We start from the raw sequence: 14,005 nt of genomic DNA, 5'->3' as shown, positions 1-14,005 counted from the left end.
CGGCGGCACATGGCTGCGTGGATCGCAAGCACGTGCCGCCGTTGGGTTGGTGTGGCAGGCGGTGGGGCTTAGTTCTGCGATTCCTCGTAGAACGGGTAGTCCGTGTAGCCCGTGGCCCCTTCGCCGTAGAACGTGGACGGGTCCGCTTCGTTCAGCGGCAGGCCGTCTCGCCAGCGGCGCGCGAGGTCCGGGTTGGCGATGGCGGGGCGGCCCACCACCACGGCGTCGGCGTGGCCACCGGCCACCAGGTCCACGGCTTCCTCGCGGACGGTGACGCTGCTGAACCCGGTATTCACCAGGAAGGTTCCTTTGAATCGTTCGCGCAGGTCCTGCACCAGGGCGCCCTTGGGATCGTCGTGCAGGATGCTCAGGTAGGCGAGGTTGAGCGGGGCGATGGTGTCCACGAGGACCTCGTAGGTGGCGCGGACGTCGGCCGGGTCGGTCTCGGCGATCTGCTGGACCTGGTGCTCCGGGGAGATCCGAATGCCCACGCGGCTCGCTCCCAGTGCCTCAACCACGGCCTGGACCGCCTCGATCACGAAGCGGGCCCGGTTTTCCGGGGAACCGCCGTAGCTGTCGGTGCGGACGTTCGTGTTGGGCGCAAGGAACTCGTGCAGCAGGTAGCCGTTGGCCGAGTGCAGCTCGACGCCGTCAAACCCTGCCTCGATGGCATTCCGCGAGGCCGCGACGAGTTCCTGGATCACCAGGGGCAGCTCGTCGGTGCGCAGTTCGCGGGGCACCGGGTAGGGCCGCTTGCCGTTCGGGGTGCGGACCTCGCCGTCGATGCCCACGGCGCTCGGCGCCACGATCTCGCGGCCGCCGGTGATGTCCGGGTGGGAGACGCGTCCGCCGTGCATGATCTGGGCGAAGATCCGGCCGCCCTCGGCGTGGACGGCGTCCGTGACCTTCTTCCAGCCAGCGATCTGCTCGTCAGTGACGAGTCCGGGCTGGCCGGGGTAGGACTGGCCGGCCGGCGTCGGGTAGGTACCTTCGCTGATGATCAGGCCGAGCGAAGCCCGTTGGCGGTAGTGCTCCACGAGCAGCGGACCGGGAATGCCTTGCTGGCCCGCACGGACGCGGGTGAGAGGCGCCATCACCAGGCGGTTGGGGATTTCCAGCTCGCCGACGGTCAGGGGTGAGAACAGCATGCGCAGAACCTTTCACACAGGGAATCGTTTCCGTCTGTGGCAACTATGGCGCGCGTGCAACTATTCCTGGTGTGGGGCGGATCACTGTTGCGCACCACTCGCCGCACACCCGCGCAATGACGGGAGGCCTCGTTGCGCAGGCGTGACGCCTGCGCAACGAGGCTCGGTCTCAGTGCGCCAGCGGGCGGCGCCAGCCTGGCGCCGCCCCAAACTGCCGCTACTTCTCCGCGGGCAGCACCAGTTCCCCGGTCTTGTCCGTGGAGAGGGCGAGCGAGGAGATGTACTGGGGTTCGCCGTCGGGTCCGTCCTGGGCCGAACGGAGCATGTCCGGACGTTCGAACTCGATCCCGGTCACGTGGCAGAGCAGCTTGGCCTGGCTGGGGTTGCCCTCGGAGTCGAACATGGCCAGGTCGATCCCGTCGTCCGTGCGGCGCAGGTAGTACTTCCCGCGGGTCAGGACTGCGAGCATCGGGGGCAGGAGCAGCGCCAGGCCGACCGCGAAGATCGGCGAGTACGGCTGCACGCCGGACCCGAAGGCACCGAAAAACACCGCGATGGACACCCCGGCCGAGGCCAGCATGGACACGAAGCCCACGGGGTTCACGGCGTAGAGCATGCCGCGGCGGAACTCGGGGACCTTGGGCGAGATCTTCAGCAGGTACTTGTTGACGGCGATGTCCGCGGCCACGGTGACCACCCAGGCGATGGCGCAGTTGGCGTAGAAGCCCAGGATGGTGTTGAGGAACTCAAACATGTTCGCTTCCATGAGCACCAGGGCCACTACAAGGTTCAGGACCACGAACACCATGCGGCCGGGATAGGTCTTGGTAATGCGGGTGAAGCTGTTGGTCCAGGCAAGCGAGCCGGAGTAGGCGTTGGTGACGTTGATCTTGATCTGCGAGATGACCACGAGCACCACGGCCAGGGCCATGGCCAGCCAGGCGGGCATCATCTCCCGGTAGACGCCCAGGAACTGGTGCACGGGCTCGTTCGCGTGGACGGAGGCCGCGGGGTCCAAGGTGGCGATGAGGTAGACGGCGATGAACATGCCCACGATCTGCTTGATGGCGCCGAAAACCACCCAGCCGGGACCGGCCAGGATCACGGCCCGCCACCAGGCGCCCCTGTTCGCGGCGGTGCGGGGCGGCATGAAGCGCAGATAGTCGATCTGTTCTGCGATCTGCGCCATCAGCGACAGGCAGACGCCCGCGGCCAGCATCACCGAAGCCAGGTTGGTGCCGGATTCCCCGGACTTGCCGGTGTACGCGAAGAAGGAGTCGATGCTTTCGGGGTGCGACACCACCAGGTAACCCACCGGCACCACCATGAGGAGCAGCCAGAGCGGCGTGGTCCACACCTGCAGTTTGGCCAGGGTGTTCATTCCATAGATCACCAGCGGAATGATGATCACCGTGGACGCCGCGTAGCCGATCCACTGCGGGATGCCGAGGCCCAGCTCCAGGCCCTGCGCCATGATGGACCCCTCAAGCGCGAAGAAGATAAAAGTGAAGGTGGCAAAGATGACGTTGGTGACCACCGAACCGTAGTAGCCGAAGCCCGAACCGCGGGTGATCAGGTCCAGGTCGATGTTGTACCGCGCCGCGTAGTAGGCCAGCGGGAACCCGGTGGCGAAGATGACCACCGCGGCCACCAGGATGCCCAGGATCGCGTTGCCGGTGCCGTAGGAAATCCCGATGTTCGCCCCAATCGAGAAGTCCGCCAGGTACGCGATGCCGCCCAGCGCGCTGGTGGCCACCACCCCGGCGCTCCACTTCCGGTAGGAACGCGGCGCGAAGCGCAGCGTGTAATCCTCCAGGCTTTCCTTCGCGGCGCTCAGCGCGTCGCGCCCGGCAGAACCGGCCCCGGTGGAACCGGCCGCCGTCGTCGTCTTTCCGGAACCGTCGACGACGGCGGAACCGGCCGCCGTCGAACGTTCCAGGATCTGTGTTGTCCGCTGTTCTTCAGTCATCCCCACGTCACTTTCCTCAGCTGTTCTTGGGTCGTTTCTGACTCCGCCTGACGCTATCGGCGGGATTCGACGGCGGCGTCACCGCGGTGTTTCGGGGCTGTTACTTGTGCTCGGGCACGAGCTTGCTCCAGCCCGCGCGGAGCCAAGAACGACGGCCGGGCTTTGTGGACGTCCAACAAAATCGGCTCCCCGCAAGCTGGCTAGCGTCAGTAAGGAGGCATTCACCGAAGCAATCCAGCGACGAAGCGAGGAGCAGCATGACCATTTTGGAAACCGCCCGTGAACAGGTCCTTGAACGCGGCGTCGGACTGAACGAGGCCCAACTGTTGGAGATCCTGCAGCTCCCGGATGCCGACATCCCGGCGGCCCTGCAACTGGCCCACGAGGTCCGCGTGGAACACTGCGGAGAGGACGTGGAGGTGGAGGGCATCATCTCCATCAAGACCGGCGGCTGCCCCGAGGACTGCCACTTCTGCAGCCAGTCCGGGCTCTTTGACAGTCCGGTAAGGGGCGTCTGGCTGGACATCCCCGAGCTGGTCAAGGCGGCCAAGGAAACCGCCGCGACGGGCGCCACCGAATTCTGCATCGTGGCTGCCGTGCGGGGGCCGGACATCAAGCTGATGAATCAGATCAAGTTCGCGATCGACCGCATCAACGAGGAAGTGGACATCAACATCGCCTGTTCCCTGGGCATGCTGACCCAGCGGCAGGTGGACCAGCTCGCCGCATGGGGCGTGCACCGCTACAACCACAACCTCGAGACCGCGCGCAGCTACTTCCCGCAGGTGGTCACCACCCACACCTACGAAGAACGCCTGGAAACCTGCGCCATGGTCAAGGAAGCAGGCATGGAGCTGTGCTGCGGCGCCCTGATCGGCATGGGCGAATCCCTGGAGCAGCGCGCGGAACTCGCCGCCCAGCTCGCCGCCCTGGACCCGCACGAGGTCCCGCTGAACTTCCTCAACCCGCGCCCCGGCACGCCGCTGGAAAACCAGGGCATCATGGACGGCAAGGACGCCCTCCGCGCCATCGCCGCTTTCCGCCTGGCCATGCCCCGCACCGTGCTGCGCTATGCCGGCGGCCGCGAACTGACCCTGGGCGACCTCGGCACCCGCGAAGGCCTGCTCGGCGGTATCAACGCCGTGATCGTTGGCAACTACCTGACCACCCTGGGCCGCCCCGCCGACGCCGACCTGCAGCTGCTGGTGGAGCTGAACATGCCCATCAAGGAACTCCAGAAGACGCTGTGAGCACGGAACTGTACTGCGGGCACTGCGGCGCTGCGTTGTCCGCCGGCGGTGAGGGCCCGACGTCGGACGCTCACCCCGGGCGCCAAACGCACCTCAGCTGCCTGGCACTGCTGGCCATGGAACCGCCGCGCTACTGCGCGCAGTGCCGCCGCAGGATGAAGGTCCAGGTCACGCCGCTGGGTTGGAGCGCCGAATGCTCCCGGCACGGGAGCCTGGCGGGATGAACCGGACCGGAAGCCTGATCGAGCGCGGCAGCTTGATCGAGCGCGACAGGGCCAGCCTGTGGCACCCCTATGCTCCGGCGTCGGGCACCCTTCCGCTGTGGGAGGTGGAAGGCGCCCACGGAGTGCGGCTGCGGCTGCGCGACGAACACGGCGAACGCTTCGAGGTGCTGGACGCCATGTCCTCGTGGTGGTCGGTGATCCACGGCTACCGGAATCCCCTGCTGGACGCCGCGGCTAAACGCCAGCTGGCGGATTTCAGCCACGTGATGTTCGGCGGGCTCACGCACGGCCCCGCCGTCGAACTGGCCGAACGGCTCCTGGCAATGGTGCCGTCCGCACCGGACCGGCCCGCCTTGGAGCGCGTCTTCCTGGCCGACTCGGGCTCCGTGTCCGTGGAGGTCGCGCTGAAGCTGGCCGTGCAGTTCCAGACGGCGGCGGGGCGGCCTAAGCGGCAGCGTTTCCTAAGCCTGCGCGGCGGCTACCACGGGGACACCTTCGCGGCGATGGGCGTCTGCGATCCGGTGGACGGGATGCATTCGGCGTTCCCCGGCCTGCTGGCGGCGAACGTGTTCGCGCCCCGCCCGCCGGCCGTGGCGACGGCCACCGCGGAGGACATTGAGCACTGGCGGGCCGGGCTGGAGGAACTGGCGGCGCGGCACTCCGATGAACTGGCCGCCATCATCGCCGAGCCCGTGTTGCAGGGCGCGGGCGGTATGTTCGCCTACCCGGCGGAATGCGTGCGGATCCTCCGGGAGATCGCCGACCGCCACGGCTTGCTGCTCATCCTCGACGAGATCGCCACCGGCTTCGGGCGAACCGGGGAACTCTTCGCCGCCGATCACGCCGGGGTGGTGCCGGACATCCTCTGCGTGGGCAAGGCCCTCACCGGCGGGTACCTCAGTCTCGCGGCCATGATCTGCACCGGTGAGGTGGCGCGGGCCGTCTCCGCCGGCGCGGCCGGGGCGCTCCTGCACGGGCCAACTTTCATGGGCAATCCCCTGGCCTGCGCCGTGGCGAACGCCAGCCTGGGCATCATCACCACCGGCGCGTGGCGCTCCGACGTGGCCAGGGTCGGTGCGGCGTTGGCCTCCGGGCTCGCCCCCGCACGCGAGCTCGACGGCGTCGCGGACGTCCGCACGATCGGCGCGGTGGGCGTCATCGAGCTGGAGGACGCCGTGGACGTCCCCGCCGTGACCCAGGCAGCCATCCGCAACGGCGTATGGGTGCGGCCGTTCCGGAACCTGGTCTACGCCATGCCGCCGTACATCAGCTCGGCCGCCGAGACGGAAGCAATGGCCGCCGGGATGGTGGCGGCGGTGGCGGCCGTATCCCACGAAAGGGTCGGTGCCCGGTGAGCGTCTCGATGACCCGGTGGCTGGAGCAGCAGGCCGCCGTCCGTGAACGCCGCGGGCTGCGCCGTTCCCCGGAAGTCCGTTCACCGGAAAGCAGTTCGGGTGGTGATGCTGTGCTGGACCTGTCCAGCAATGACTACCTGGGGCTGGCGTCCGATCCGCGCCTGGCCGAGGCGGCGTGCGAGGCGGTCCGCCGCTGGGGCGCGGGCGCCACGTCGTCGCGGCTCGTGGCCGGCACCACCGGGCTGCACCTTGAGCTTGAGGAGGAGCTGGCCCGGTTCACCGGTATGGAAGCGGGCTTGGTGTTCTCCTCGGGGTACCTGGCCAATGTGGGCCTGGTGACGGCGTTGGGCGGCCCGCGCACGCTGATCGTGGCCGACGAGCACTGCCACGCCTCCCTCATCGACGGCTTCCGTCTGGCCCGCTCAAGGGTGGAAGGCTTCAGACACAACGACGTCGACGACGCCGCTCGGCTGCTTTCGGACCGCGCTCTGTGTGGGAAGAGCGAGCCGCGGGCGCTGATCGCCGTCGAATCCATCTACAGCGTGTGGGGCGACGCCGCTCCCCTGGCGTCCCTGCTGGAGTTGGCCGTCGAGCACGACGCCATGCTGTTGATCGACGAGGCCCACAGCCTGGGTGTCTCCGGCGGGGACAGGCATGAAGGCCACGGTGCCGCAGCCGGGACCGCCCTCGCCGGGCATCCGAACGTAGTGCTCACGGCGACATTGTCCAAGTCACTGGGCAGCCAGGGCGGCGCGGTGCTGGGTTCGGCCCTGCTGCGCGAGCACCTGCTCAACCGCGCACGGAGCTTCATCTTCGACACCGCCTTGGCCCCGGCCTCCGTCGCGGCCGCCCTCGCGGCCGTCCGGATCATCGACGCGGAGCCGTGGCGTCCCGCCGCCGTCCGCGCCAACGCAGCCCGGCTGGCCGCCGGTCTGCGGATCGCAACAACCCCGGCCGCAGGTGCTGTCCAGTCAGCCCCCATGCCCGACGCCGAAACCGCGGTAAAGGCAAGCCGGGCAGCCCGCGCAGCCGGAATCCGGGTGGGCTGCTTCCGGCCGCCGTCGGTCCCGGACGGCGTGTCCCGCCTTCGCCTCACCGCCCGCGCCACCCTCACCCCCGACGAGATCGACTACGCCTGCGCAACGCTGCGCGGCATCCTGGAGGAAACCCCGTGAAACGCGACCGCCAGAGCCTTCCACCCATCATCCTGGTCACCGGCACGGACACGGGCGTCGGAAAGACCGTCGCCACGGCCGCGCTGGCAGCCGCCCTGCAGTCCCGTGGCCGCTCGGTGGCCGCCTACAAGCCGTGCCAGAGCGGCAACAAGGACGGCGACTCGGACTGCTCCGAAATCGCCAGGCTGGCCGCGCCCCTGACGGCGGAGGCCGGCGTCGTGCTCGAAGAACCGCTGGCCCCGGTGCAGGCCGCCGCTGTGGACGGCGTGGAGCTGCCGTCGCTGGCGGCACACGCCGAGCGGGTCCGGCGGCTCGCCGCCGGGCACGACCACGTGCTGGTGGAGGGCGCGGGCGGGCTGCTCGTGGAGCTGGATCCCGACGGCGGCACGCTGGCCGATCTCGGCGCGCTGCTGGGGGACGCGGCCGGCTTTGCCGTGGTTGCCCGGCCGTCGCTGGGGACCTTGAACCACACCGGGCTGACCCTGGAGGCCCTGGAACGCAGGGGCCTCGCCGTGGAAGGGGTGATTTTGGGCAGCTGGCCCGAGCATCCCGGGCTGGCGGAGCTCGGCAACCGGGCGGCCTTCTCGAGTGGGCCGGTCACGCTGCTTGGCACCCTCCCGGACGCGGCGGCGGCCCTGCCGGTGCGCGCGTTCCGGGAGCAGGCGCCGCTGTGGTTGGAGGGGATCGCATGACCGCCCCCCAATGCCCCTATCGGGTGGTCCGGGAACCGGCCGAGGTCCGCGAGGTCCTGCACCGCCCGGACGACTTCGGCCCGGCGAACGCCCTGCTGGCCGTGACGCCGCTGTCCGGGCAGGCCCTGCGCATCCTGCAGCGCGCCCGCTTCGCGCTTCCACCCGTGCTGGCCAGCAACGACACCCCGTCCCACCCCGGCGTCCGCAGGGTCGTGGCCGGATTCTTCACCCCGGCCACCGTGGACGCCATGGAGCCGCGAATCCGCCAGCTGGCCAAGGAGGCCGCATACGAGGCCGCCGCTCAACTGGACGCGAAAGGCCGCGTGGAGCTGGTCCAGGCCGTGGCCGCCCTTCCCCCGGCCGTGGTGATGTTGGAGATGCTGGGCCTGCCGGTGCGGGACCTGCCCGAGTTGAAGGCTTGGAGCCTGGATTCCCTGGAATTGTTCTGGGGCTGGCCCGGCCCCGAACGGCAACTGGAGCTCGCCCGCAGCGCCGCCGATTTCTATCGTTGGCTTCGCGAGCTGGTACTGGAATCCGTGGCTTCCCCGGCCCGCAACCTCTTCAAATCCCTGGACGCACACGGGCTCAGCACCCCGGAAGTCTGCTCCCTGGGATACTTCCTGCTGATCGCCGGGCAGGAAACCACCACCCAGCTCATCAGTACTGCCCTGTTCCGCCTGGCCGAAGGGTCCATGGGCATCGCCTGGGACGAGGCCGCAGCCGAAGACAAAGCCACCGAACTGGTGCGGAGCGTCCTCGCCGAGGAGTCTTCCGTGCCCACGTGGCGCCGCGTCGCCAGCCGGGACACCGAGCTGAACGGCGAGGAAGTCCGGGCCGGCGAGGAGATCCTGCTCGAACTGACAGGCAACCACGGTCCGCGGGCGCCGGGCACCAAGGGGCCGCTGCCCTACGGACTGGCATTCGGCTCCGGCATCCACCGCTGCCTCGGCGCGAAACTCGCGGAACTGGAAGCCGCCGTCGTCGTCCAGGAAACAGCGGCGGCGCTGCCGGGCGTCGGGCTGCACGGGCCGGAACCGGAGTGGATCCGGCTGCTGTCTTTCCAGGCGCCGCGCACGGTGACGGTGGCTAGACTCTGAACATGGGCGAAAGCCGGGACCTGCTGACACCGGAGCAGCGCAGCCGGAACATGTCCAGGATCCGCGGCAAGAACACCAAACCCGAGCTCCTGGTCCGCCGGATCCTGCACGCCAAAGGGTACCGGTACCGACTGCACGGCATGGCCGCCGGCGGGAAACTGCCCGGGAACCCGGACCTGGTCTTCGCGGGCCGGCACAAGGTGATCTTCGTGAACGGCTGCTTCTGGCACTTCCACGATTGCCCGGCCGGAATGCACGCCCCCGCGGCCAACGCCGAGTTCTGGGACGCCAAGCGCCGCCGCACCCGCGAGCGCGACGCCGAGCAGCGCGAACGGCTCGCGGCCGCCGGCTGGGAAGTCCTCACTGTGTGGGAATGCGGCCTGAAAGACCGCAGCGCCTTGGAGGCCCGGCTCACCGGCTTCCTCGACGGCGGTCCGGGCGCCTAAGGACGCGGAACCGGGCACGAAAGGCGGCGCCTTGGCCGCGCCCCTCAAGGGCCGCGGCTTCCGCTCAAGACTTGCTCAATCTTTCACGGACGCCCTGCTGCACGGTTGCGGGGCGCCTTACTGTTGAGTCCTGTTATCTCTGCGTGGGGACGGGAGGAAGGCCATGACTGCGTGCGAAGGATGCTCCGGCGCACTGGTGGATCCTGCCGTCCTGCGCGGGCTCCAAGCCGAACTCGGCGACGCGTCGGTCATCGACGCGTTCGTCCGCAGTTACGTAGCCATGCTGCCGTCGAGGCTCGCCCGGCTCCATCACGCCCTGGACACCGGGGACATGGCAGGCGCCCTTGACGCGGTGCTGAGCCTGAAGACCTCCAGCGACATGGTGGGCGCCGTCTGCCTGCGACGCCTGGCCGCTGAACTGGAAACCAGCATGAAACTGATGCCGAACGGACACCATCTCACGGAACTCGACCCCCAGCTCAGCGAGATCGAACACCACGCCTTCGGCACCATCCGGGAACTCGAATCCCCGCTTCGCTAAGGCGGAGTGCTTCACTAACTGAGCCTAGGGAGCCAGCCGGTAACCCACGCCCCGCACGGTTTCCAGCCAGCGTGGTTCCTGGTTGCTGTCCCCCAGCTTCTTGCGCAGGTTGCCCATGTGGACTTCAACGGCACGTTCGTCCGCGCCGCTGACGTAACCGCCGGCGTCGTACTCGTCCTGACGGAGGCGCCGTGCCAGGTCCGCCTTGGACCGCACGATCCGGCCGGTCTCCATCAGCGCCAGCAGCAGCTCGAACTCGGTCCGGGTGAGCCGCAACTCGGTGCCGTCCAGGACGGCCAGCCGGGAGGCCGGCGACACGGCCAGCCCGTTGTGGCGCAGCACCGCGCCGTCGGGCTGCTTTCCGTTCCTGGACTCCGACGACGTACGGGGGCGCCGCATCATGGCCTCCACCCGGGCGCGCAGTTCGCGCGGCCGGAAGGGCTTGGTCAGGTAGTCGTCAGCCCCGGACTTCAGCCCCAGGAGGGTGTCGATCTCCTCCGTGCGGGCGGTCAGCATAATGATGTAGGCGTCCGAGGTCTCCCGGATGCGGCGGGCCACCTCGAAGCCGTCAATATCCGGCAATCCGAGGTCCAGGGTGATGACATCGGGCTCCAGGTCCCGCGCGGCGCCCAGCCCGGCGGACCCGGTGGCGGCAACGTGGACCTCGAAACCGGCTTGGGTCAATACCGCTTCGACGAGCTCGCAAATGTCCTGGTCATCCTCGATAACCAACCCCACACGCGCGTTAATCACCGCAGCCCCCAGCCGTCTCGATTTCCCCAGAAGTATAGCCCCCGCTGGTTAGGCTTGGCCCATGACCCGACAGCATCGCCGTTCGCAGGGGGCCCGGTGACAAGTCCGAACATCGAAGCCGCCGAAAAACCGCCATTCTTCAAGCGTGCCTTCCACGAACACACCTTGCGGATGCGGGTGGTCCTCACGCAGATTCCTTTGTCGGTTACAGCGGCCATCGCAGCCCTCCTGGTGCTGCTGTTCTTTCCGGACACGCTGGACAACCCGCTGTTCCGGATCTTCCTCATCAGCCAGGCCGTGCTCCTGGCCGTCTGCTTCGCGGTTCCCTGGCATCGGCTGCCGTTCCCGAGTTTCCTGGTGATTCCCGTCCTGGACATGGTGTCCATTACCTTCGGGCGCGAGGGCGGGCAGGAGGCTCTCACAGGCTTGAGCGTGCTGGTGGTCCTTCCCGTGATCTGGCTTTGTGCATCCGGCCTGTACCCCCGGTTGGCGATCGCGCTGTGCTTCCTGGGGCCACTCGGGGTCGTCTGGGGGCCGTTGTTCATCCGGGGAGCCACCACGCCGCAAGACCTCAGTCGTCCTCTGCTCTACCCGATCCTCATGCTCGGCATCGGGGTCTCGGTCAGCGTCGTGACCATGAGCATGGTGCGCCAGCAAAAGTCCCTCGAAGAAAAGGACGAAGCGCTCAATGCCGCCTTCGAAGCGAGCAGCCACCATGAGCGGCTCCTGAACACCGTCCTGGAGGCTCTCCCATTGGGTGTGGTTGCCGTCGACGGCGACGGCAACCACATCCTCATGAACCCCCGCCAGCGCCGCACCCACCGCCTGGCCACACCGCCCGGCGTGGCCGACCCCGCTGAGTCCCAGCTCCTGGTCTTCGAGGAAGACAGGACGACGCCGGTACCCGGCGGCCAGCGTCCCGTGCGACGGGCCGTCCTGGGCGAGGAGTTCACGGACCAGCTGATCTGGATCGGCACGGGACCCGGCCAACGCGCCTTCAGTACCAGCGCCCGGCCGATGCGCGACGACGAGGAGAGCTTCGCGGGCTCGGTGATCGTCTTCAGCGATGTCACCGACCTGATCAACGCCTTGGCAGCGAAGGACGATTTCGTGTCCAGCGTCTCCCACGAATTCCGCACGCCGCTCACTTCCATCCTGGGATACCTGGACCTGATCCTGGATAACGCGGAGGAGCTGGATCCCATGTCCCGGGGGCAGCTCCACGTGGTGCGGCGCAACGCCGAGCGGCTACTGACCTTGGTCTCGGACCTGCTCGCCGTCCGCGCCGGCCACTTGGTGGTCCAGCCTGAGGCGCTGGACCTCGCCGTACTGGTCCGCGGAAGCATCGATTCAGCCACTCCCCGTGCGGCGCAGGCCGGAGTCCGTTTTTCGGTGGACGTCCCGGAAACCCTCCGGGCCCACGCGGACTCTTCGCGGATGTCCCAGGTGCTGGACAACCTGATCTCCAACGCCATCAAGTACTCCCCCAACGGCGGTGAGGTCGAAGTGGCCGCCTGGCGGGAGAACGGCGAGGTGGTGTGCCGTGTCAGTGACACCGGCATGGGCATGACTGACGAAGAACAGGAGGAGGTCTTCGCCAAATTCTTCCGCGCGCGCGGTGTCCGGAACAGCACCATCCCGGGCATCGGCCTGGGCCTGCCCATCACGAAGGCAATCGTCGAGGCGCACGGCGGCACCATCACGCTGCAAAGCGCGCCCGGCCGGGGCACGGCGTTCACCGTGCGGATGCCCGCCTAGGGGCGAACCCGCCTGACCCCCGCCGCCAGGCGGTGCTGCCTACGCGCGCCGTTCGGGGGTGCGCCGCCGGCCGAACAGGAAGTACCCCACCGGGCCGAAGAAGTTGATGAAACTCGCGGCCCGCCACAGGACCTTGCTTCCGCGGATCTGCTCCGCCGGGGTCTTGGAGATGCTGCGCTGGGCCGCCAGCATCAAGGCGAACTCCAGCACGCCGGCCACAATGGTGACGCGGCGCTGCCCCGGGGTCATGTCCTTCCAGGACTTTTTCTTCCTCTTCATGCCGCCCATGGTTGCCTCCGTCCGCCGCGGTCTGTTCTCAGGCTAGCCCTGTTGGCTGCCGCGCGGAACAGCTCCGTTACCCCCGCGCCTGGCGGACCATCTCGCCCCAGGACTGCTCGGCAAGGTCCGTCACGGCGGCCAGGATTTCCGCGGGCGGCTTGGACAGGTCCAGCGGGTACTCCACCACGTCGATATCCGTGTTGAGGATGCGCCGCAGCTTCATCTCCCCGGATCCCGCATAGACCAGCCAGGCCGTGGGGACCCGCAGGGCGGTGCAGTACGCGAGCATGCGGTAGTGGTCCGTGTTCGGGGAAGCACCGGTGTCCGGACCGGCCGCATAGTTGGCCCCGTAGACCACCACGGGTCGCCCGCCAAGGAAATGTACGGCGTCCGGGCGGACGGTGATCCGGTCCGAGTCGCGCACCGCTTCGTTGAGCAGGGCACCGTACTGCAGCCGGGTCTCGCCGGGGTGGGCGCGCATGGCGTCGCGCAGGGCGACGCCCACGAATTCCTTGAACACGGTGGACATGTCCACCACGAAGGCGGCGCTGCGCTGCTTGCCTTCCCCGGCTTCGGCCGAGCAGTTGCGCAGGATCACCTCGGCCAAACGCAAGGCCGCGTGGAAACGCAGGTTCATCCGGCTGGCCTGCCATTTCGGAAGAGGCGCACCGGGCAGCAAGGGGGTCACGGCGTCGAGCTTTCCGCCCAGGCGGCGGAGGCGGCTGAGTACCTCGGGCCGGACCCCGGGGACCTGGCCCATCCGGGCCAGCGCGGCCCGCAGGATGCGGTTCTCGGCGATGTTCTCGCTGAACTCGTCGTAGGACACCTCGAGGGGCACCAGCAGGCCGGGCCTGCGGGAGATCTGGTCGGAAATCCGGATGCGTCCCTTGACGGTCCGCAGTGACTCATCCACCGTCACGTACCCCTGCAGCGGGCCGCGGCTGAGCGCGCGTTCGGCCAGTTGGGCGAGGGATTCGGCCAGGGCGCTCCAGAGGTCCTGGTGTTCGACGGCGGCCACGGAGTCGTCGCGGAAGCCCTGTTCCCCGGCGTAGCTAAGCAGGAACAGCAACCGGTGGAGACCCAGCCGGCCCTTGGGCCGCACCTCGAACTGCACGGCGGGGGTCCGCACCGAGCCCACCTTGCCCGCCGGTTCGATCCGGTAGAGGCCCATGCCCATCGGCGCGGCCGTCGCCAGCCCGCTCGCGTTGAGGAAGGCCGCCGTCGCGGCGTCCAGCCGCTCCACGACACCGCGGGACAGTTCGTCCAGCACGATGTGCCGGACGCCGGGCGCGTGCCGCGGCCGGGGCGGAATCGCCAC

General features: G+C 68.6%; 14 protein-coding genes. 9 read left to right on the top strand and 5 right to left on the bottom strand.

The features are described 5' to 3' along the window. Positions 1-68 precede the first annotated feature (68 nt). Positions 69-1,148, bottom strand: coding sequence for an alkene reductase (locus tag BLP88_RS00880; protein WP_074586176.1), 1,080 nt, complete (start codon positions 1,146-1,148; stop codon positions 69-71). A 217-nt stretch (positions 1,149-1,365) separates the two neighbouring features. Continuing rightward, the gene (locus tag BLP88_RS00875; RefSeq protein ID WP_074586174.1) at positions 1,366-3,117 is read right to left on the bottom strand and encodes a purine-cytosine permease family protein; all 1,752 of its coding nucleotides are present in this window, start codon (positions 3,115-3,117) and stop codon (positions 1,366-1,368) included. Positions 3,118-3,374: 257 nt separating this feature from the next. Here BLP88_RS00875 and bioB point away from each other — a divergent pair, with 257 nt between their 5' ends. From bioB to BLP88_RS00835, 8 genes are all read left to right on the top strand, one after another. Continuing rightward, positions 3,375-4,367, top strand: coding sequence for a biotin synthase BioB (gene bioB / locus BLP88_RS00870; protein ID WP_217635125.1), 993 nt, complete (start codon positions 3,375-3,377; stop codon positions 4,365-4,367). Beyond that, complete coding sequence (bsaP, locus tag BLP88_RS00865; protein ID WP_074586170.1) at positions 4,364-4,591, top strand: biotin synthase auxiliary protein BsaP; 228 nt, start codon at positions 4,364-4,366, stop codon at positions 4,589-4,591. Before bioB ends, bsaP begins: the two co-directional genes overlap by 4 nt. After that, entirely contained in the window at positions 4,588-5,946 is a 1,359-nt protein-coding gene (locus BLP88_RS00860) for an adenosylmethionine--8-amino-7-oxononanoate transaminase (RefSeq protein WP_074586168.1), read from the top strand. Before bsaP ends, BLP88_RS00860 begins: the two co-directional genes overlap by 4 nt. A gap of 8 nt (positions 5,947-5,954) precedes the next feature. After that, positions 5,955-7,121: an 8-amino-7-oxononanoate synthase gene (locus BLP88_RS00855; protein ID WP_074586166.1), complete on the top strand. Its 1,167-nt coding sequence runs from the start codon at positions 5,955-5,957 to the stop codon at positions 7,119-7,121. Continuing rightward, positions 7,118-7,813, top strand: coding sequence for a dethiobiotin synthase (gene bioD / locus BLP88_RS00850; RefSeq protein WP_074586165.1), 696 nt, complete (start codon positions 7,118-7,120; stop codon positions 7,811-7,813). Before BLP88_RS00855 ends, bioD begins: the two co-directional genes overlap by 4 nt. After that, positions 7,810-8,910: a cytochrome P450 family protein gene (locus BLP88_RS00845; protein WP_074586163.1), complete on the top strand. Its 1,101-nt coding sequence runs from the start codon at positions 7,810-7,812 to the stop codon at positions 8,908-8,910. The genes bioD and BLP88_RS00845 overlap by 4 nt, the downstream gene beginning before the upstream one ends. A 2-nt stretch (positions 8,911-8,912) precedes the next feature. Then, the gene (locus BLP88_RS00840) at positions 8,913-9,356 is read left to right on the top strand and encodes a very short patch repair endonuclease (protein WP_074586161.1); all 444 of its coding nucleotides are present in this window, start codon (positions 8,913-8,915) and stop codon (positions 9,354-9,356) included. A 163-nt stretch (positions 9,357-9,519) separates the two neighbouring features. Next, entirely contained in the window at positions 9,520-9,897 is a 378-nt protein-coding gene (locus tag BLP88_RS00835; RefSeq protein WP_074586159.1) for an Hpt domain-containing protein, read from the top strand. A gap of 24 nt (positions 9,898-9,921) precedes the next feature. On the opposite strand, the gene BLP88_RS00830 is transcribed toward BLP88_RS00835, so the two are convergent. Continuing rightward, positions 9,922-10,650 (bottom strand): response regulator transcription factor, encoded by a 729-nt coding sequence (locus BLP88_RS00830; protein ID WP_175453460.1) that lies wholly within the window; start codon positions 10,648-10,650, stop codon positions 9,922-9,924. Between the two features lie 171 nt (positions 10,651-10,821). On the opposite strand from BLP88_RS00830, the gene BLP88_RS00825 reads away from it, so the two are divergent. Next, complete coding sequence (locus tag BLP88_RS00825; RefSeq protein ID WP_084110694.1) at positions 10,822-12,408, top strand: sensor histidine kinase; 1,587 nt, start codon at positions 10,822-10,824, stop codon at positions 12,406-12,408. A gap of 39 nt (positions 12,409-12,447) precedes the next feature. Here the strand turns inward: BLP88_RS00825 and BLP88_RS00820 are convergent, their stop codons facing one another. Further along, a complete protein-coding gene (locus tag BLP88_RS00820; RefSeq protein ID WP_139163257.1) occupies positions 12,448-12,687 on the bottom strand; it encodes a PLDc N-terminal domain-containing protein in 240 nt (79 codons plus the stop codon). Positions 12,688-12,763: 76 nt separating this feature from the next. Further along, positions 12,764-14,005, bottom strand: coding sequence for an McrC family protein (locus tag BLP88_RS00815; RefSeq protein ID WP_245679722.1), 1,242 nt, complete (start codon positions 14,003-14,005; stop codon positions 12,764-12,766).

Origin of the sequence: Arthrobacter cupressi (assembly GCF_900099975.1) — a bacterium.
GTDB classification, from domain to species: Bacteria; Actinomycetota; Actinomycetes; order Actinomycetales; family Micrococcaceae; genus Arthrobacter; species Arthrobacter cupressi.
The sequence above is the reverse complement of the archived record's forward strand: the minus strand, read 5'-3'. Positions and strand labels throughout refer to the sequence as shown.

What these genes read in the sequence shown, in the direction of transcription:
- BLP88_RS00880 (WP_074586176.1), bottom strand. Translation starts at nt 1,148, where the DNA reads ATGCTGTTCTCACCCCTGACCGTCGGCGAGCTGGAAATCCCCAACCGC.
- BLP88_RS00875 (WP_074586174.1), bottom strand. Translation starts at nt 3,117, where the DNA reads ATGACTGAAGAACAGCGGACAACACAGATCCTGGAACGTTCGACGGCG.
- bioB (WP_217635125.1), top strand. Translation starts at nt 3,375, where the DNA reads ATGACCATTTTGGAAACCGCCCGTGAACAGGTCCTTGAACGCGGCGTC.
- BLP88_RS00860 (WP_074586168.1), top strand. Translation starts at nt 4,588, where the DNA reads ATGAACCGGACCGGAAGCCTGATCGAGCGCGGCAGCTTGATCGAGCGC.
- BLP88_RS00855 (WP_074586166.1), top strand. Translation starts at nt 5,955, where the DNA reads ATGACCCGGTGGCTGGAGCAGCAGGCCGCCGTCCGTGAACGCCGCGGG.
- BLP88_RS00845 (WP_074586163.1), top strand. Translation starts at nt 7,810, where the DNA reads ATGACCGCCCCCCAATGCCCCTATCGGGTGGTCCGGGAACCGGCCGAG.
- BLP88_RS00840 (WP_074586161.1), top strand. Translation starts at nt 8,913, where the DNA reads ATGGGCGAAAGCCGGGACCTGCTGACACCGGAGCAGCGCAGCCGGAAC.
- BLP88_RS00835 (WP_074586159.1), top strand. Translation starts at nt 9,520, where the DNA reads ATGACTGCGTGCGAAGGATGCTCCGGCGCACTGGTGGATCCTGCCGTC.
- BLP88_RS00825 (WP_084110694.1), top strand. Translation starts at nt 10,822, where the DNA reads ATGCGGGTGGTCCTCACGCAGATTCCTTTGTCGGTTACAGCGGCCATC.
- BLP88_RS00820 (WP_139163257.1), bottom strand. Translation starts at nt 12,687, where the DNA reads ATGAAGAGGAAGAAAAAGTCCTGGAAGGACATGACCCCGGGGCAGCGC.